The following is a 17,372-nucleotide window of genomic DNA, read 5'->3' as shown; positions in this document are numbered from 1 at the left end:
ACCATTGCACATGATGCGCACTTTACAGAAGTGCGAAAAGAGCCTCCTCATTCGGGGCGTCGGCGAGTTCCACCGCCAGGCCCCGCTCCACCAGCGGTCCGGCCACCTGCGCGGCAAGGCACAGATGCCGGGGGCCGCAGAGGGCATTCTCCAGCCCCGCCTTCGCCACGCAGGCCAGAAAGGCCAGAACCGTGCGGCGGGAAAAATGCAGGATGCAGGCCACACGTCCTTCGGCCAGCGCCGCACGGGTCTGCGTCGAAAGGGCATCCACCCCCTCGGCGGCATAGACAACGGCAATATCCACCACCATGCCGGCGGGGGCGAGCGCTGCGGGAAGATCCGCCGCGCGATGCTCTCCCGCCGGATAGAGAATGCGGGTGCCGGCCGGCAGCTCCGCCTTCATCCGCGCGGTCAGGTCTCGGGCATCGCCATCACAGTCGATCACATGGTCAAAGCCCGTCTGCCGGGCCTCCTCCGCCGTGCGGGGGCCGACGGTATAGACAGGCAGCGTGCGCAGGCGCGGCCACATGGCGCTGATGTTCTGCTGCGCCATGAAGCCCTGCACCCCGTTTATGGAGGTGAAGGTGAGGGCCTGAAAGGGGCCTTCCGGCAGCCTTGTGGCGCGGGGGCGGATTTCGAGCATCGGATCAAACAGCACATCGTGCCCCAGCGCCGCAAGACGCGCCAGGGTGCGCGCTGCGGCCGGTTCCGGCCGGGTGACGAGGGTGAGCATGATGGATGGCCCTCCGGGCATGTGGCGGGGCAAACAGGGAAAGCCTGTGCGGAAGAACCGGCCGTTCGCGCCGCACAGGGGCAGGGTGCAAGGAACGGATACCGCCCGCGGGCAGGCGGTATCCCTGCCCGTTATCCGTTGGCGCGCAGGGCGCGGGCGGGGCTGGTTTCGCGCAGCTTGGCGCCACAGGCCGCGCCAAGCTCGGCCGCCTGTTTCAGCTCCTGCCCGGGGGCAAGGGTCGCGCGCTCGTCAAGGGATGCGGCATCGGTCCCGTCCGGGGTCAGCACCACGCCCTGAAGGCGCAGGCTCTGGCCTTCCACACGGGCCAGCCCGGCAATGGGGGTGCGGCAGGAACCATCCAGTGCGGCGAGGAAGGCGCGCTCCGCTGTCACCGCAATGCCGGTTTCCGGGCAGGTGATGGCGGCCAGCGCCGCATTGGTGGCTTCATCCGCGATCCGGCATTCAATGGCGACCGCACCCTGACCCACGGCCGGCAGAACCTCATCCACCTCCAGCACGGCGCTGGCCACCTGCGGCATGCCCAGGCGCGTGAGGCCGGCAAAGGCCAGCAGTGTGGCATCGAACACGCCGTCCTCCACCTTGGAGAGCCGGGTGTGGACATTGCCGCGCAGGAGCGAGACCTGAAGGTCCGGCCGCAGGCGGCGCAGCTGCGCTTCCCGGCGCAGGGAGGCCGTGCCCACCTTCGCGCCCTGCGGCAGGTCGGCAAGGCTTGTGCCATTCTTCATGATGAGGGCGTCGCGCACATCCGCGCGCGGCAGATAGCCGGCCAGATGCAGCCCTTCCGGCAGCACGGTGGCCACATCCTTGGCCGAATGCACGGCCAGATCGATGCGCCCTTCCAGCAGCGCATCCTCGATTTCCTTGGTGAACAGGCCCTTTCCGCCGGCCAGCGCAAGGGCGCGATCGACAATCATGTCTCCCGAGGTGCGGATGACCTCGATCTCGATGCTCTCAGGGTTCCGCCCCTGCGCCTGCGCCAGTGCATCGCGCACCGCATGGGCCTGCCAGAGGGCCAGCGGGCTGCCGCGCGTGCCGATGCGCAGGCGCGCAGATGTGGCCTTTGAATCAGCGTGGGAGGAATTGTGGGGTGCGTTGGACGCTTGGTTGTTCGTTTCCGGGCTCATGGGCGCTAAGAATGAAGGTGGGAATCAAAATAAGATAGAGCGGCGTTGCGGCGCAGTCTGCGTCTCAGGCCGAAAAGGCAGGGCGGTTTGGCCGAACTTCTCGTTCTCGGCATCGAGAGCACATGTGATGAAACCTCTGCTGCGGTGGTGTCGCGCAATGCTTCGGGCGTGGGCAGGATCCTCTCGAACGTGGTGCGCTCGCAGGTTGAAATTCATTCGCCCTATGGCGGCGTGGTACCCGAAATCGCGGCCCGTGCCCATGTGGAAATCCTCGATCATGTGATCAGCGAGGCCATGCGGCAGGCGAATGTCTCGTTTTCGGAGCTTTCCGCCGTGGCGGCGGCGGCCGGTCCGGGGCTGATCGGCGGGGTCATTGTGGGCCTCACCACCGCCAAGTCCATCGCCCTTGCCGCGCGCAAGCCGCTGGTGGCGGTGAACCATCTGGAGGCGCACGCGCTCACCGCCCGCCTGACGGACGGAATCTCCTTCCCCTATCTGCTGCTGCTGGTTTCCGGTGGGCATACCCAGTTGCTCGCGGTCGAGGATGTGGGCCGCTATACCCGCCTTGGCACCACGCTGGATGATGCGGTGGGGGAAGCCTTCGACAAGGTGGCCAAGATGCTCAGCCTGCCTTATCCCGGCGGGCCGCAGGTGGAATTGCAGGCGCGTCAGGGCAATGCCCGGCGCTTCAGCTTTCCCCGTCCGCTGGCCGGGCGGCGGGAGCCGGACTTCTCCCTCTCCGGCCTGAAAACCGCCGTGCGGCTGGAGGCCCAGCGCAATGCCCCGCTGAGCGAGCAGGATGTGGCCGATCTGTGCGCCAGTTTCCAGGCCGCGGTGGTGGATGTCATCGCCGACCGGGTGAAGGTTGGCGCCCGCGCCTTCCGCGACCGGCTGGGCCGGGGGGCGACAGCGCTGGTGGTGGCCGGAGGCGTGGCCGCCAATACCGAGATTCGCGAGGCGCTGGTGCGGGTGGCGTCCGATCTTGGCACCCGTATCGCCTTGCCTGCCCCGGAGCTGTGCACCGATAACGGGGCGATGATCGCATGGGCGGGGATCGAACGGTTTGCCCGCGGTTTCATGGATGACCTGACCGTGAGCCCGCGCGCGCGCTGGCCGCTGGACCCGGCCGCCGCCGCTTCCGCAACAGCACGGGCCTGAACCGATGGCGGGTTTTGCACGAATTGGCGTTGTGGGCGCAGGGGCCTGGGGCACGGCGCTTGCCAATGCGGCCGCACGCGGGGGCAGCACTGTCATTCTCCACGGGCGTGATGCGGCGCAGATGGCCGATATGGCCGCGCGGCGCGAGAATGCCGCCGCCCTGCCGGGCATTGCGCTGGCGCAGGCGGTGGAGCCGGTGACGGATCTGGCGCGCATCGGCATTTGTGATGCCGTGCTGCTGGTGGTGCCGGCACAGGCGTGCCGGGGTGTGCTGGAACAGCTTTCGCCACATCTTGCCGCCGGAACGCCGGTGATCTCCTGCGCCAAGGGCATTGAGCGCGGCACCCATGCCTTCATGACAGAGGTGATCGGGCAGAGCGCGCCGCAGGCCGTACCGGCTGTTCTTTCCGGCCCGAGCTTTGCCTCCGATGTCGCCGCCGGCCTGCCGACAGCCGTGACGCTGGCCGCGAAGGATGAGGGGCTGGCGCAGGCGCTGGCGCAAACGCTCGGCTCATCCAGCCTGCGCCTTTATTATTCCACCGATGTGCGCGGTGTGGAGATTGGCGGGGCCACCAAGAATGTGCTGGCCATTGCCGCCGGCATCGTGGCCGGACGCAGGCTGGGGGCAAGCGCCCGGGCCGCGCTTGTCTCGCGCGGCTTTGCCGAACTGATGCGTTTTGCCCTTGCATGGGGTGCGCGGCCTGAAACGGTGACGGGGCTTTCCGGCCTAGGCGATCTCATCCTCACCACCTCCGGCCCGCAATCGCGAAACTTCGCCTTTGGCGCGGCGCTGGGGTCGGGAGACGAGGTGGGCGACAAGCTGGCCGAAGGCGCCTTCACCGCCTCCGTGCTGATGGAGATGGCGCGCGAGAAGGGGATCGACATGCCGGTGAGCGCGGCCGTGGCCGAGGTGCTTTCAGGCCGCATGTCGATTGATGCCGCCATCGAGGCGCTGATGGCCCGCCCGCAGAAGGCGGAAGGCTAGGGAACACCTGTGCCACATACGGGCGCGCCGATCAGCGCATTGCGCGCCCGCCACATCTGTCAGGCGGATTTTCGGCAGGCTGCGGAGGGTGTGCTGCCGAGGGTTTGTGGCGGATGCCCCGTTCCGCCGCCTGAACCGGCCAAGCCCGCAGAATAAGCCCTCAGAACTGGAAATTGACCCCTCCGAAGAGGTTCCATTCCTGTTGCCCGATGCCACGGGTTGCAACCGCATATTGCGGCTCAAGAAAAACATTGATGATGGCTGCTTGTGTTTTGATCACCTTGCCGAGCCCGAAACCGACCGGCATGGTGTATCCATTATTCTCGAAATTGTAGATCCAGATGCCGCTGGAGCGCAGATACCAGCCCTTTCCAAGCTGATAAATCACAAAAGGCTGGAATGCGCCCATATTGACATCCGCAGCCCCGCTCTTTCCGGCAAAGCTTGCCTGCCATGTCAGCAGATAGCCCCACTGAATCCTTGAGCTTGATGCATTGAACAGCACATTGGCAAAGCCGGCAGACCATTTCTGCCTGCCGCTCAAGTCATGACTGGCTGTTGGCGCGGTGATCTGCGGGCCAAGCCCGAAGCTGATGCCGGGATGTCCCGTGTCAAACAGATAGGCCGCGAATGCATTGAAGTCTCCCAGCCCGATGGTGTAGCCACTCGCGAACGGGTTTGCGGCATCGCCCGGCACGGTGCTCACCGGCATGGTCGCGCGCATCACCCAGCGCCCGCCAAAGGCGGAGAAGGGCTGGGCATATCTCACCATGAACTGGTTGGTCGCAACGTCCAGCCCACTCAGGCTTCCGGTATAGAGATTCTGGAAGTTGAGGGCGGTGATATTGGCCAGAGGGTTATTGGCCTGCGCCTGAATATCCTCTTCTGCCCGTGCAACGGATGCTGCCAGAAGAACGGTCATGCCTATGGCCCAAACCTGAAATCGCATCCGCGGGCGCCCGGTATCCTGAAGGTCTGATCCTCATAAATGTAGCAAGGGGATGCTCTATTTGTCTTGTCATTTTGCGTCCAGTTGCATGGGGAAACTCGGATAAGGCCGCATCTGTTGTGTATGCGGCGGCCTTCCATGGCGGCCGCCGCTCCGGCGCGAAAGCACTCCGCCTCTAGCCGAACCCCCTGCCATAAAGGCTGGCCATCAGGCTATATGGTATCTGATGGCCAGAGCGGCCCGCTTGGGCGGGTGCCACTCCGGCCTTCGGTTTTCCGGGCTCTGGCGCTTCCATGCCGGTGCCATGGTGGCGTTTGCATGGCCTTGGGATAAGGTCATCCGCCAGAATTCACCCCGCTACCTGCCGGAGATTTGTCGAGATGTCGTCTGTCCCGCATATTGTCTTTCTCGATCGCGAAACCTTCAGCGCCGATCTTGATCTGCCCCCGCCGGCAACCGCGCATGAATGGACCCAGTACAAGGCCACAGATGCGGATCAGGTTGTCGCGCGGCTCAAGGGCGCGCGCATTGCTGTCATCAACAAGGTGGAGCTTCGGCGGGCCACGCTGGAACAGCTTCCAGACCTGAAATTCATCACCATCGCGGCGACAGGCTACAACAATGTGGATCTGGATGCCTGCAAGGCGCTGGGCATTACGGTTTCGAATGTGCGCGGATATGCGGAGCATACCGTGCCCGAGCATGCCATGGCCCTGATGCTGGCCCTGCGCCGCTCCATCCTGCCTTATCGCCAGGATGTGGTGGATGGCGCATGGCAGGCGGCCAGCCAGTTCTGCTTCCTCACCCATCCGGTGGCGGATCTGCATGGCGCGCGGGTTGGAATCATCGGTGCCGGCAATCTTGGCCAGTCTGTCGCCAGGCTGTGCCAGGCCTTCGGCATGGAGGTGATGTTTGCCGGCCGCAAGGGCCAGAGCGTGGTGGAGGCGCCCTACACCCCGTTTGATGAGGTGATCGAGAAGGCGGACATCATCACCCTGCATCTGCCGCTCACCGCCGAAACGCGCGACCTGCTGGGCCTGCCGGAATTCCGCCGCATGAAGCGCAAGCCCATCATCATCAATACGGCGCGCGGCGGTATCGTGAACGAGGCGGATATTGTGACGGCGCTTGATGAGGGGCTCATCAGCGGGCTGGGTTTCGATGTGCTCAGCACCGAGCCGCCGGCGGCCGATAATCCGCTTCTGGCGGTGGCGGGCCGTGCCAATGTCATCATCACCCCGCATGTGGCCTGGGCCAGCCGCGAGGCGCAGTCCGCACTGTGGGCGCAGGTGCGGGAAAGCATAGATGCATTTCTGGCCGGCAAGCCGGTGCGCGTGCTGGTGTAGGCCGCGCCTCAGGCGCGCGAATCCACCGCCAGAACAGCAACACGCCCCGGCCGGAAGCGCGGGGCGTGTCTTTCAGGGCGTGTGATCCGGTATCCTGAAATCACACTGTCGGTGCAATCAGCGGGGCAGGGCCGGGGCGGGTATCGGCAATGCGCACGCGCTCATCCACAACGCTCAGCCGCCCGGCGGCGAGCAGCTCCAGCCCCCTGGGATAGATGATGTGCTCCTGCGTCAGCACGCGGGCGGCCAGAGTGTCCGGCGTATCATCGGCTTCTATCGGCACCACGGCCTGCAGGATGATGGGGCCTGCATCCATTTCCGCGCGGACGAAATGCACGGTGCAGCCATGCACGCGCACCCCCATCTCCAGCGCCCGCTCATGGGTGTGGAGCCCCTTGAAGCTGGGCAGGATGGAGGGATGCACATTGATCATCCGGTCCTTCCACTGCTCCACCAGCCATGGGGTGAGCAGGCGCATGAAACCGGCCAGACAGACGATCTCGATGCCTTCCTCGCGCAGAACCCCGTCCAGCGCCTCATCGAAGGCCTGCCGGTCGGCATAGCCCCTGTGGCTCAGCACGCGGGTGGGCACGCCATGGCTGGCGGCAAACTCAATGCCTGCCGCATCCGCCTTGTTGGAGAGCACGAGATCGATCCTGGCGGGAAAATCCTCCCGCTGTGCCGCCTTCACCAGCGCGGCCATGTTCGATCCACGCCCGGAGATGAGAACGGCGGTGCGCTTGCGACTCATGCGGAGAACCCGAAATCGGCCACACCCTCATAGGCCACCTCTGGGGCGGCATCGCTGGCCCCGTCTGCCGTGGCGATGGTGCCGAGCCGGCTCACGGTTTCGCCGGCCTCCACCAGCGCTGCGCTCACACGGTCAGCCTCATGGGCCGGCACCACAACCACCATGCCGATCCCGCAATTGAAGGCGCGCAGCATTTCGGCCGCATCCACATTGCCGGTGGTGGCCAGCCAGCGGAAGACCGGCGGCACGTCCAGCGCGGCAAGATCGATGCGCGCCACGGTGCCCTTGGGCAGAACGCGCGGCAGATTCTCGGTGAGGCCGCCGCCGGTGATATGCGCCAGCGCCTTGATGGCGCGGGTGGAGCGAATCACCGAAAGCAGGCTTTTCACATAAAGACGGGTCGGGGTGAGCAGGGCGGCGCCCAGCTTCTCGCCCCTGGCGAAGGGGGCCTCGGCCTCCCAGCCCAGGCCGGAGCGCTCGACAATGCGGCGCACCAGCGAATAGCCATTGGAATGCACGCCGGCGGAGGCCAGCCCCAGCAACACATCGCCCGCACCGATATCGGCACGCGGCAGGAGCTCATCGCGCTCGACCGCACCGACACAGAAGCCGGCGAGATCATAGTCGCCGTCCTTGTACATGCCGGGCATTTCAGCGGTTTCCCCGCCGATCAGCGCGCAGCCGGATTCCTTGCAGGCGCGGGCAATGCCGGCCACGATATGCGCGCCCACATCCGGCGCCAGATGGCCGGTGGCGAAATAATCGAGGAAAAACAGCGGTTCGGCGCCCTGCACCACCATGTCGTTCACGCACATGGCGACAAGGTCGATGCCGATCGTGTCATGCACATTGGTGTCGATGGCGATCTTGAGCTTGGTGCCCACGCCATCGGTGGCGGCGATCAGCAGCGGGTCCCTGAACCCGGCCGCCTTCAGATCGAACACGCCGCCAAAGCCGCCAATATCGGCATCCGCGCCGGGGCGCGCCGTGGCCTTCACCAGCGGCTTGATAAGATCAACAAGGCGATTGCCGGCGTCGATATCGACCCCTGCATCGCGATAGGAAAGTCCGTCCTGAGCCATCGGGTCCTCACGCTTTCGCGGGGCTTAACTGTGAATGGCGGGCATGGCAAGGGAGATGGCGTGCAAAGCATGGGCATGAGCGCGCTCCATATGCCTTTTTTCGGAAGCTGGATGGCCCGCCGGAAGATGAGCCGGCAATCCTTCAGAAATCCGAGGCGATTCCTCCCACTTCCCAATCGCCATAGCGCACCGGCTCGGGCCCCTCGCGACCATTGATTTCGCGGGGCATTTCCCGCACGGCGGCATCCGTGGCCGCGCGCCGCTCCGCCGCTTCCGCAAGCGCGCGACGGGCCGCCTCGCTCAGGGGCTTGCGGGTTTCTTCCGGGGACGGCGTAACTGGATTATCAGCCATGGGAGGGTCCTTGTCTGGTTGTGCGCGGATAAGTTGCGTGGATCGGGTGTATCGATTCCTTGCCTTGCAGCATTAAAGCATGGTAGCGCAAGCCGCGCCTTCGGGCTCATCCTATCAAAGCCTGCAACATATGGAGATGCGCATGGCGACGCAGAATGGCGCCCCTACCCAGAACCCGGCGCCGTCCCTGAACGTGCTCGCGCAGTACATCAAGGATTTCTCCTTCGAGAATCCCAATGCACCGCGTTCCCTTGGCGCACCCCAGAGCCAGCCCGACGTGAATATCGAGATCCACGTCAATGCGCGCCCCGGTCCCGAGGGAGAGTTTGAAGTGGAGCTGAAGGTTGAGGGCGGCGCGAAGGTGGGGCCTGAAACCCTGTTCGCGTTCGAGCTGACCTATGCCGGCATCTTCCGCGTCCAGAACGTGCCGGAGCAGGCGCTCCAGCCGGTCGTGCTGATCGAGTGCCCGCGCCTGCTGTTCCCCTTCGCCCGCCAGATCATCGCCGATGCGGTCCGCAATGGCGGCTTCCCGCCGCTGATGATCGATCCGGTCGATTTTGCCGCTCTTTACCAGCAGCGCATCGCCCAGGCCCAGGCCGAGGCCCAGACTGCCGCTGGCCAGGCCTGAGAGCTTCCGGCCTGACGGCTTCGTCAAGACTGAAAACGCCGCGACCGGATGATCCCGTCGCGGCGTTTTTTATGGCACCGGCTTCAGGCCATGGCGCCTCATGGTCCCCTGTGAAAACCCGCCGCAGCCGGAAGGGCGCGGCGGGCAGGGCTCACTTTTCGGCGGCCAGCGTCTTCAGCCAGCGCTCGGCCTGTTCGCGCACCCGCACGGGCGCGGTGCCGCCATAGCTCAGGCGGCTGTTGACCGAGCATTCCACCGAAAGCACGTTCAGCACGTCATCGGTGATGCGGCCGTCCACGCCCTGCATGTCGGCAAGGGTCAGCTCCTCCAGCGCGATGCCGCGGTCGGATGCCAGCCCGACAATGCGGCCGGTGATGTGATGCGCCTCGCGGAAGGGGATGTTGAGCGCGCGCACCAGCCAGTCGGCCAGATCGGTGGCCGTGGAATAGCCCTGTCCGGCGGCGGCCTTCATGCGTGCGGCATCGGGCTCCAGATCACGCACCATGCCGGCGGTGGCGGCCACCACGAGCGAGAGGGCGGTGAGGGCGTCGAATGCGCCTTCCTTGTCTTCCTGCATGTCCTTGGCATAGGCCAGCGGCAGGCCCTTCATCACCACCAGAATGCCGGTCAGCGCGCCGATGATGCGCCCCGTCTTGGCGCGCACCAGCTCGGCGGCGTCCGGGTTGCGCTTCTGCGGCATGATGGAGGAGCCGGTGGTGAACTTGTCGGAGAGCTTCACCAGCGCGAAGGAGGGCGAGGTCCAGATCACCACTTCCTCGGCGAAGCGCGACAGATGCACCGCGCAGATGGATGCGGCGGAGAGCACTTCCATCACGAAGTCGCGGTCAGACACCGCATCCAGCGAATTGGCGGTCGGCCGGGCAAAGCCCAGCGCCGCGGCGGTGGCCTCGCGGTCAATGGGGAAGGAGGTGCCGGCGAGGGCGGCGGAGCCGAGCGGGCACTCGTTCAGGCGTGCACGGGCATCCTGAAGACGGCCGCGGTCACGGCGGGTCATCTCGACATAGGCCAGCAGATGGTGGCCGAAGGTCACCGGCTGGGCGGTCTGGAGATGGGTGAAGCCGGGCATCACCGTATCGGCGTGCTTCAGTGCCTTTTCGGCCAGCGCGAGCTGGAGATCGGCAAGCTGGGCATCCAGCGCATCCACGGTATCACGCACATAGAGGCGGAAATCGGTGGCCACCTGATCATTGCGCGAACGGGCCGTGTGCAGGCGGCCGGCAGAGGCGCCGATCAGCTCGGCAAGGCGCGATTCCACATTCATGTGAATGTCTTCCAGCTCGCGCCGGAAGGTGAAGTCGCCCGCCTCGATCTCGGCCAGGATGGTATCAAGGCCGCGCGTGATGGCGGCGGCATCATCCTGCGTTACAATGCCCTGCTTCGCCAGCATGGCGGCGTGCGCCTTGGAACCGGCAATATCCTGGGCATAAAGACGCTGGTCAAACCCGATGGAGGCGTTGATCTCCTCCATGATGGCGTCCGGGGCAGAAGTGAACCGCCCGCCCCACATCTTGTTACTCATGACGGACCCTCCGCTGATGACGTCTTCCGACCCCGACAACATCCCGGCCGGGAGCCCATCCCGGGGGCGCAGCGGAAATCGCGGCATGCGCCGGATGTTGCCTGTTCTTCTGGCGCTTGTGGCCATCGCAGCAACCGGTGCGCCCGCCCTATACGGGATGAAGGCCGGTTCCGGCAATGCGGGGGGGCAGCAAAACTCGGAAGTGGTGGATGGTGCGCCTGTCCCCGGCCATGACATGGCGCTGGCCGGTGCGGATGCGGGCGGGCGCTGTGCGGCCAGTGTGGCGCAGGCGCGCGCGCTGGCCCCGCTGGTGAGGGGGAAGATGCAGAACTTCGCGCTGGTGAGCGTCCCGCGCCCCCTGCCGCCGCTGGTTTTCTCCGGGCCCGACGGGCGCCGGCTGGGGCTGGAGGACTTCCGCGGAAAGGTGCTGCTCATCAATCTGTGGGCCACATGGTGCGCGCCCTGTCGCCACGAGATGCCGGCGCTCGACCGTTTGCAGCAGCAGCTGGGAGGGCCGGATTTCGAGGTGGTCGCAATCAATATCGATGCCAGGGACACATCCCGCCCCCGCACCTTCATGAAGGATGTGGGCGTCCGCCATCTCGCCCTTTATGTCGATTCTGACACCCGCAGCTTTCAGGCCCTGCGCGGCGTGGGGCGCGGCTTTGGCCTGCCGTCCACCCTGCTGGTGAATTCAGAGGGCTGTGAACTGGGCTTTCTGGCAGGCCCCGCAGAGTGGGACGGGCCGGAGGCGGTGGCCCTGATCCGCGCCGCAATGGCACAGGGCGGTACCGGGGTCAGGCGTCAGTTGAACGGTTTGTAAACCATAAAAAAACATGATAATGCCAAAGTGAATGATCATCCTTGCATCAGGCGGACCACTCCGTTTCCATGCCTGACAGGGGATTCCGGGTAGGGTGCCGGTAACTGTTCGTTACCGGTCAGGTTCCGCGTTATTCACTTCCCCGTTATTCGTATTTGTCGTTCTGCGACAGGCGCATCCGTTTTGGCGGATCAGGCGTTCCTGTCGTGCTGCGAATCATGAGGGGACGTGGGTCTTGAAAATCCTGACCATTTTCGGCACCCGGCCGGAAGCGATCAAGATGGCGCCGCTCGTACAGGCACTGGCGCGCGAGCCCTCGGTCACATCACATGTGTGTGTGACGGGGCAGCATCGGGAGATGCTGGATCAGGTTCTGGATATCTTTCATATCCGGCCAGATTATGACCTTGCATTGATGGCGCGCAACCAGGGCCTCAACGCCCTTGCCGCCGGTGCCCTTGCGGCCCTTGATCCGGTGCTGGAAGAGGTGCGGCCGGACAGGGTTCTGGTGCATGGTGATACCACCACGGCGATGGCCGGGGCGCTGGCCGCTTTTCACCGGCGCATTCCCGTGGGGCATGTGGAGGCGGGCCTGCGCACCTATAATCTTGCCCAGCCTTTCCCCGAGGAGATGAACCGCCGCGTGGTGGATGTGGTGAGCGACCTGCTGTTCGCCCCCACCGCCCGCTCGCGCGCCAATCTGGAAAGCGAGCATCTGGAGGGGCGCATCATCGTCACCGGCAATACGGTGATTGATGCGCTGGCGGCGACCCAGGCGCGCATTGCCGCTGATGACGCCCTGCGCGCGGAGCTGGACCGCCCCTTCGCCGGTCTCGATCCGAAGCGCCGCCTCATCCTTGTCACCGGTCACCGCCGGGAGAATTTCGGCGAGGGTTTCCTCAATATCTGCAAGGCGCTTGCGCAGATCGCGCGCCGCGATGACGTGGAGATCGTCTATCCGGTCCATCTCAATCCGAATGTGCAGGAGCCGGTGCGGGCGGCGCTTTCCGGGCTTGGCAATGTGCATCTGGTTGCACCGCTCGATTATCTGCCTTTCCAGCGCCTGTTGCAGCGCGCCCATATCGTGCTCACCGATTCTGGCGGCGTGCAGGAAGAGGCGCCCGCGCTCGGCAAGCCGGTGCTGGTGATGCGCGATGTGACCGAGCGGCCGGAGGCCGTGGAGGCCGGCACCGTGCGTCTGGTGGGCACCAGCAGCACGGCCATCGTTTCCGCCGTGACCGCGCTGCTGGACGATGCCGCCACCTATGCCCGCTTTGCCAACCGCACCAATCCCTATGGCGACGGGCACGCCTGCCGCCGCATCGTCGATACCATCTGCGGGCGCGCGGTTGATGCCTTCGCGCCTGATTTCAATGCCCATCCCGCCGCAGCGCCGCTTCAGGGTGGCGCGCCGGTCTCAACCTGCCTCCTGTGAGAAACTGTCCATGATTCCACGTCCCACAATTCGTTCGGCACGGGCGCTTCCTGCAGGGATGCTCGCTCTTGTGCTGATGAGTGGCACCGCTCTGGCGCAGGGGGCGGATGCCCTTGCCTCGGCTCTTCAGGAACGGATCAAGGATCAGCGGGTCGTCCGCCAGATCTCCTTGTCCGATATCGGCATCGAGGCCCCGCTGGTGTTCCAGGGGCTGGACATGCGCCGCGATGTCTATCTGCCGGTGCCGGCCGGCGTGCCGATCCAGGATGCCGGCATCCGGCTGGATGGCGAATATATCCGTGCCGATGGCGGGCGCACCACGGCGGTGTTCTCCGTGGATGGCGACCCGATGGTCGCCCGCAATTTCGAGGGCGAGCGGGGCGGCATCAACATTTCCCTGCCGATCAGCGGCAAGCCGCGCCCCGGTGGCTTTGTGCGCTTCGGCGTGGCCTAGGCCTCGGTCATCTCGCAGGAACTGTGCGGCGATGAGCGGGCGATCGGCAATGTGATGAAGCTGGATCCCTCTAGCCACTTCACCTACAGCTATAATGGCGCCCATGTGCGCAGCATCGCCACTGCCTGGAGCACCCTTCCCGGCCATGGCAGCGTGCTGGTGCCGGCGGGCACCCTTTCCAAGGCCGGGTTTGACACCGCATGGCGTCTGGGGCTGGCGCTGGAGCTGGCCGGCAAGCGCGTGGTTGTGAAGACCCTGCCGGAAGTGGGCGACAGCGTGGACCTGAGCGGTCTGGATGTGCCCTTCGGCCTGCGGGACATCGCGCCCTTCTCCGCCCTGGCGAGCGGCAACAAGGCCTATCGCATTCAGGATGCGGCCGAGATCGGCGCCCTGCTGCTGCTGCCCGGCTCTCCCTTCGGCGCCGATATGGTGGTGACCGATCCGGCGCTGATGGAACAGATGGGCTCTGCCCTCGACGCGCTGACGCAGAAGCTGGGCCCGGAGTCCGGCGAACTGGTGAAGGAATGGCGGCAGAAGGCTGCGAGCCTTGGTTCCGCGACCGTTTCCGAGGATGAGCTGAGTCTCCAGACCATTGCCGGCCGCCCGGTCATCGCCGTGGGTCCGAATGCGGGCAACAAGGCCGCCGCGCTGTTCGACAGCTTCTGGCGGGGCGCACTGGATGGCGGCAATCTTGTCGTGCGGGCCATCGACACCACCCCGCCCCCGCGCACCCGCGTGGCCCTGACCGATTTTGGCGCTGTCAGCGGCAATCTGGATGTGGTGGCCCGGGGAGACTGGGCGCTGAACTTCGATCTGGCCTCCGCCACCACCGGCGGCAAGGTGCCCAGCCGTCTCAATATCGATGTGGCGGCCGCGCCCGGCGCGTCCAACAGCGACCCGGTCGTTTCGGTGTTCCTGAACGACGTGCTGCTGGCGGCCCGCAAGATGACCGCCAATGGCCAGCCGGAGCAGCTCTCCGCCACCATTCCGCCCTACGCCCTTGGTGCGCAGAATACCCTGCGGGTCAGCTTCCAGCGCCAGCCGGTGAGCGACCAGTGCCGGGAAACCCCGCAGGCCTTCCCGGCCTCCGTTCTGCCGACCTCCTATATGGATCTGGGTGGAAGCGTCACCGGTTCGGACTTCCTGAGCGTGGTGTCCGCCATGTCGGGCAATCCGCATGTGGTGGTGCCGCAGGCTTATCTGGCTGATCCGCGCGCCAGCCTGGTGCGCGTGGTGCGCGCCGCCGCCGCCTCCGGCGTTCCGGCCAGTGCCGCCACGCTGGACGTGATGCCCGAAGGCACGCCCTTTGCCGCTTCCGGCGCCTTCCTCGCGCTTGATGTGCCGGTGACGGATATCAAGCTGAAAGCCCATGTCGAGGGGGATCGCCTGATTGTCGGCGGGGATGACAAGACCCGTCTGGTGGACATGTCCGGCCTGAACAATCTGGCGCTGGTGCAGGCGGTGACCTCCGGCTCCACCCGCGGCATTGTCTGGCAGAGCATTGGCAAGCCGGCGCTGGTGCCGCAGAAGCCGGTGCGCCTCTCGCGCGGTGATGTGGCGCTGGTGGGCCCGGATGGCACGCTGGTGGAACTGTTCGCCGATGGTTCGGGCGTGAATGAAGCCCGCGCTGCCGATGCCGACAGCAGCGCCAGCACCATGCAGCGCCTGTGGCAGGATGCCTCCGGTTGGGGCATGCCGCTGGGTATCGCTGTCGCAGTCCTGTTCTTCCTGCTCATCCTGCGCGCCGCCGCTGTGCGTCGTCGAGGAAACTGAGGCTGACGGGGACCGCCATCATGTCGCTTTACTGGCCTTTCCTCATTGCCGAGGCTGTTCGCATTGTCGAATATGCCGCGGCTGTGGTGGCGGTTCTCATTCTCCTGTCGTCCCTGGACGACCTGTTTGTCGATGCCTGGTACTGGGTCCGGCGGGTGTACCGCCGGATCGTCATCGAGCCGTTCATCAAGCCGCTCTCCGCTGAGGCGCTCTATGAAAAGAGCGAGCAGCCCCTCGCCATCATGATTCCCGCCTGGCAGGAGTCGGATGTGATCGCGGCGATGATCGAGAACATGGTGAATGTTCTCGATTACCGCAGCTATGTGATCTTTGTCGGCACCTATCCCAATGATCCCGACACGATCAGGGAGGTGGAGAACATGCGCCGGCGCTACAAGCAGCTGGTGCGTGTGGAGCTGGCCAATCCCGGCCCCACCAACAAGGCGGACTGCCTCAACACGGTCATTGAAACCATCTTCCGGTATGAAGAGGACAATGACATGGAGTTTGCCGGCTTCATTCTGCATGACAGCGAGGATGTGCTGCATCCGCTGGAGCTGCGCTTCTTCAATTATCTGCTGCCGCGAAAGGATCTCATCCAGCTGCCCGTGGTCTCGCTGGAGCGCCACTGGTCGGAGATGGTGGCCGGCGTCTATATGGACGAGTTCGCCGAATGGCACGCCAAGGATCTGGTGGTGCGCGAGAGCGTGATGGGCTCCGTGCCCTCGGCCGGGGTCGGCACCTGCTTCTCGCGCCGGGCTTTCCAGTTTCTGAAGGTGGAGGGTTCCGGCGAGGTCTTCAACACCGCCAGCCTCACCGAGGATTATGACATCAGCGCGCGGATCGGCGAGGCGGGCATGCCGTCCATCATCGCACGCTATCCCGTGGATTTCCGGGTGCGCCGAAAGACGCTGTTCGGCTTCGGGCCGGTCAAGGACATTCCGCTCGAAATGCCGCTCTGCGTGCGCGAGTTCTTCCCCGACACCTTCCGCACCTCCTATCGCCAGAAGGCCCGCTGGGCGCTGGGCATCTCGTTCCAGGGCTGGGAGCAGATGGGCTGGCGCGGCGGACTGGCCGCCCGGTATTTCCAGATGCGGGACCGCAAGGGCATGTTCACGGCCATCATCGCCGTTGCGGCCTATATTCTGGCGGCGCTCTTCCTGCTGTCCTATCTGTCCTATGCCTTCGGTTTCATCACCGTGCGCTACCCCTCCATCTTCGCGACAGAGGGCTGGCTGCTGGCGGTGCTGGGCCTGAATGCGCTGGCCTTTGCCCTGCGGCTGGTGCAGCGGGGCTATTTTGTCACCCGCATCTATGGCTGGGAACAGGGATTGATGTCCGTTCCGCGCGTGGTGGTGGGCAATTTCGTCAATTTCGCCGCCATCATGCGCGCCTGGAAGCTCTATATGGGGCACGTGTTTCTGGGGCATCGCATTGTCTGGGACAAGACCGCGCACGACTTCCCGGAAAGCGAGCCCAGGCATGAGCGTGGCCAGCGTCTGGGAGAACTGCTGGTGCAGTGGCAGGCTGTGCTGCCGGAGCATCTGGACGAGGCGCTTTCCGTGCAAAGCACCCAGCAGCAGCCTCTTGGCCGGATTCTGGTTTCCCGCGGGCTTCTGGACGAGGAAACGCTGGCGGAGGCCATCGCCTATCAGTCTGGCCTGCCGCGCAGTCACCTGACCGAGCAGATGGTGCAGGCGTTCGGTTCCCTGCTGCCGCATGCGCTTCAGGTGCGCTATCGCACGCTGGTCATCGGCCGCGACGAGACGGGAACGCTGCTTCTGGCGGTCGCCGCCCCGCTCGCCCCCAAGGCGATCGAGGAGATTCGCCATGCCTGCGGCACCACACCGGTGCAGCGGATCGTGCGGGAGAGCGAGATCAATACAGGGCTGCGCCTGCTGTGCGGCGCGGACAAGGCCTTTGCCGCCCGGCCGGCCGCGCCTCTCCTCGGCGATCTGCTGCTGGAGCGCGGCCTGATGAAGCGCGAGGCGTTCGAGGCCGCGATGGAGGATTATCGCCCGGCCGAGGACGGACGGATCGGCGAATATCTGGTGCGCCTCGGCATCGTGACGCCGGAAGCGCTTGCCGATACGGTGCGCGAACAGCGCCGGCGTGTAGAGCTGCTTTCCGCCTGAGGGCATGATAGAAACCGGTGTGAAACCGGTTTCGCCACTGAGGATTCATGTGAGGGTCCATGGCGTCAAACCCATGCACCCGC

Annotated in this window: 16 protein-coding genes; 9 read left to right on the top strand and 7 right to left on the bottom strand. The window is 65.3% G+C overall.

What is annotated here, in order from left to right:
- Nucleotides 1-22: 22 nt before the first annotated feature.
- Both ACT6QG_RS12325 and hemC read right to left on the bottom strand, forming a co-directional pair.
- Nucleotides 23-733 carry a uroporphyrinogen-III synthase gene (locus tag ACT6QG_RS12325; RefSeq protein WP_444977873.1) on the bottom strand — a complete coding sequence of 237 codons (711 nt, stop codon included), beginning with the start codon at nucleotides 731-733 and terminating at the stop codon, nucleotides 23-25.
- 131 nt (nucleotides 734-864) lie between these two features.
- Nucleotides 865-1,878: a hydroxymethylbilane synthase gene (gene hemC, locus ACT6QG_RS12320; RefSeq protein ID WP_444977872.1), complete on the bottom strand. Its 1,014-nt coding sequence runs from the start codon at nucleotides 1,876-1,878 to the stop codon at nucleotides 865-867.
- Nucleotides 1,879-1,965: 87 nt separating this feature from the next.
- On the opposite strand from hemC, the gene tsaD reads away from it, so the two are divergent.
- Nucleotides 1,966-3,036, top strand: coding sequence for a tRNA (adenosine(37)-N6)-threonylcarbamoyltransferase complex transferase subunit TsaD (tsaD, locus tag ACT6QG_RS12315; protein ID WP_444977871.1), 1,071 nt, complete (start codon nucleotides 1,966-1,968; stop codon nucleotides 3,034-3,036).
- 4 nt (nucleotides 3,037-3,040) lie between these two features.
- A complete protein-coding gene (locus ACT6QG_RS12310) occupies nucleotides 3,041-4,021 on the top strand; it encodes an NAD(P)H-dependent glycerol-3-phosphate dehydrogenase (RefSeq protein WP_444977870.1) in 981 nt (326 codons plus the stop codon).
- Between the two features lie 160 nt (nucleotides 4,022-4,181).
- Here the strand turns inward: ACT6QG_RS12310 and ACT6QG_RS12305 are convergent, their stop codons facing one another.
- Nucleotides 4,182-4,943 (bottom strand): hypothetical protein, encoded by a 762-nt coding sequence (locus ACT6QG_RS12305; protein WP_444977869.1) that lies wholly within the window; start codon nucleotides 4,941-4,943, stop codon nucleotides 4,182-4,184.
- Nucleotides 4,944-5,350: 407 nt separating this feature from the next.
- On the opposite strand from ACT6QG_RS12305, the gene ACT6QG_RS12300 reads away from it, so the two are divergent.
- Nucleotides 5,351-6,316, top strand: a complete 966-nt coding sequence (locus ACT6QG_RS12300; RefSeq protein WP_444977868.1) for a D-2-hydroxyacid dehydrogenase — start codon at nucleotides 5,351-5,353, stop codon at nucleotides 6,314-6,316.
- 100 nt (nucleotides 6,317-6,416) lie between these two features.
- Here ACT6QG_RS12300 and purN read toward each other — a convergent pair whose 3' ends face one another.
- The 3 genes from purN to ACT6QG_RS12285 all read right to left on the bottom strand — a co-directional run bounded on the left by purN (nucleotide 6,417) and on the right by ACT6QG_RS12285 (nucleotide 8,501).
- Entirely contained in the window at nucleotides 6,417-7,067 is a 651-nt protein-coding gene (gene purN / locus ACT6QG_RS12295; protein WP_444977867.1) for a phosphoribosylglycinamide formyltransferase, read from the bottom strand.
- Entirely contained in the window at nucleotides 7,064-8,149 is a 1,086-nt protein-coding gene (purM, locus tag ACT6QG_RS12290) for a phosphoribosylformylglycinamidine cyclo-ligase (protein ID WP_444977866.1), read from the bottom strand. The genes purN and purM overlap by 4 nt, the downstream gene beginning before the upstream one ends.
- A gap of 142 nt (nucleotides 8,150-8,291) precedes the next feature.
- Nucleotides 8,292-8,501, bottom strand: coding sequence for a DUF1674 domain-containing protein (locus tag ACT6QG_RS12285; RefSeq protein WP_444977865.1), 210 nt, complete (start codon nucleotides 8,499-8,501; stop codon nucleotides 8,292-8,294).
- A gap of 142 nt (nucleotides 8,502-8,643) precedes the next feature.
- Between ACT6QG_RS12285 and secB the strand changes: the two genes are divergently transcribed.
- Nucleotides 8,644-9,129, top strand: a complete 486-nt coding sequence (secB, locus tag ACT6QG_RS12280) for a protein-export chaperone SecB (protein ID WP_444977864.1) — start codon at nucleotides 8,644-8,646, stop codon at nucleotides 9,127-9,129.
- Between the two features lie 151 nt (nucleotides 9,130-9,280).
- Here secB and argH read toward each other — a convergent pair whose 3' ends face one another.
- Nucleotides 9,281-10,669: an argininosuccinate lyase gene (gene argH, locus ACT6QG_RS12275; protein ID WP_444977863.1), complete on the bottom strand. Its 1,389-nt coding sequence runs from the start codon at nucleotides 10,667-10,669 to the stop codon at nucleotides 9,281-9,283.
- 85 nt (nucleotides 10,670-10,754) lie between these two features.
- On the opposite strand from argH, the gene tlpA reads away from it, so the two are divergent.
- The 5 genes from tlpA to ACT6QG_RS12250 all read left to right on the top strand — a co-directional run bounded on the left by tlpA (nucleotide 10,755) and on the right by ACT6QG_RS12250 (nucleotide 17,289).
- Nucleotides 10,755-11,492 carry a thiol:disulfide interchange protein TlpA gene (gene tlpA, locus ACT6QG_RS12270; protein ID WP_444977862.1) on the top strand — a complete coding sequence of 246 codons (738 nt, stop codon included), beginning with the start codon at nucleotides 10,755-10,757 and terminating at the stop codon, nucleotides 11,490-11,492.
- 235 nt (nucleotides 11,493-11,727) lie between these two features.
- Nucleotides 11,728-12,927 (top strand): non-hydrolyzing UDP-N-acetylglucosamine 2-epimerase, encoded by a 1,200-nt coding sequence (wecB, locus tag ACT6QG_RS12265; RefSeq protein WP_444977861.1) that lies wholly within the window; start codon nucleotides 11,728-11,730, stop codon nucleotides 12,925-12,927.
- Nucleotides 12,928-12,985: 58 nt separating this feature from the next.
- Entirely contained in the window at nucleotides 12,986-13,381 is a 396-nt protein-coding gene (locus tag ACT6QG_RS12260; protein WP_444977860.1) for a hypothetical protein, read from the top strand.
- Nucleotides 13,382-13,435: 54 nt separating this feature from the next.
- Nucleotides 13,436-15,154 carry a cellulose biosynthesis cyclic di-GMP-binding regulatory protein BcsB gene (locus tag ACT6QG_RS12255; protein ID WP_444977859.1) on the top strand — a complete coding sequence of 573 codons (1,719 nt, stop codon included), beginning with the start codon at nucleotides 13,436-13,438 and terminating at the stop codon, nucleotides 15,152-15,154.
- Between the two features lie 20 nt (nucleotides 15,155-15,174).
- Complete coding sequence (locus ACT6QG_RS12250) at nucleotides 15,175-17,289, top strand: glycosyl transferase family protein (RefSeq protein ID WP_444977858.1); 2,115 nt, start codon at nucleotides 15,175-15,177, stop codon at nucleotides 17,287-17,289.
- The last annotated feature ends 83 nt before the right edge of the window (nucleotides 17,290-17,372 follow it).

It is taken from the genome of Haloleucobacter ellipsoideus (genome assembly GCF_052491725.1).
The sequence above is the reverse complement of the archived record's forward strand: the minus strand, read 5'-3'. Positions and strand labels throughout refer to the sequence as shown.

Excerpts from the sequence above, each read along its gene's own strand:
- ACT6QG_RS12325 (WP_444977873.1), bottom strand. The coding sequence starts at position 733 with ATGCTCACCCTCGTCACCCGGCCGGAACCGGCCGCAGCGCGCACCCTG.
- hemC (WP_444977872.1), bottom strand. The coding sequence starts at position 1,878 with ATGAGCCCGGAAACGAACAACCAAGCGTCCAACGCACCCCACAATTCC.
- ACT6QG_RS12310 (WP_444977870.1), top strand. The coding sequence starts at position 3,041 with ATGGCGGGTTTTGCACGAATTGGCGTTGTGGGCGCAGGGGCCTGGGGC.
- ACT6QG_RS12305 (WP_444977869.1), bottom strand. The coding sequence starts at position 4,943 with ATGACCGTTCTTCTGGCAGCATCCGTTGCACGGGCAGAAGAGGATATT.
- ACT6QG_RS12300 (WP_444977868.1), top strand. The coding sequence starts at position 5,351 with ATGTCGTCTGTCCCGCATATTGTCTTTCTCGATCGCGAAACCTTCAGC.
- purN (WP_444977867.1), bottom strand. The coding sequence starts at position 7,067 with ATGAGTCGCAAGCGCACCGCCGTTCTCATCTCCGGGCGTGGATCGAAC.
- purM (WP_444977866.1), bottom strand. The coding sequence starts at position 8,149 with ATGGCTCAGGACGGACTTTCCTATCGCGATGCAGGGGTCGATATCGAC.
- ACT6QG_RS12285 (WP_444977865.1), bottom strand. The coding sequence starts at position 8,501 with ATGGCTGATAATCCAGTTACGCCGTCCCCGGAAGAAACCCGCAAGCCC.
- secB (WP_444977864.1), top strand. The coding sequence starts at position 8,644 with ATGGCGACGCAGAATGGCGCCCCTACCCAGAACCCGGCGCCGTCCCTG.
- argH (WP_444977863.1), bottom strand. The coding sequence starts at position 10,669 with ATGAGTAACAAGATGTGGGGCGGGCGGTTCACTTCTGCCCCGGACGCC.
- tlpA (WP_444977862.1), top strand. The coding sequence starts at position 10,755 with ATGCGCCGGATGTTGCCTGTTCTTCTGGCGCTTGTGGCCATCGCAGCA.
- ACT6QG_RS12260 (WP_444977860.1), top strand. The coding sequence starts at position 12,986 with ATGCTCGCTCTTGTGCTGATGAGTGGCACCGCTCTGGCGCAGGGGGCG.
- ACT6QG_RS12255 (WP_444977859.1), top strand. The coding sequence starts at position 13,436 with ATGAAGCTGGATCCCTCTAGCCACTTCACCTACAGCTATAATGGCGCC.
- ACT6QG_RS12250 (WP_444977858.1), top strand. The coding sequence starts at position 15,175 with ATGTCGCTTTACTGGCCTTTCCTCATTGCCGAGGCTGTTCGCATTGTC.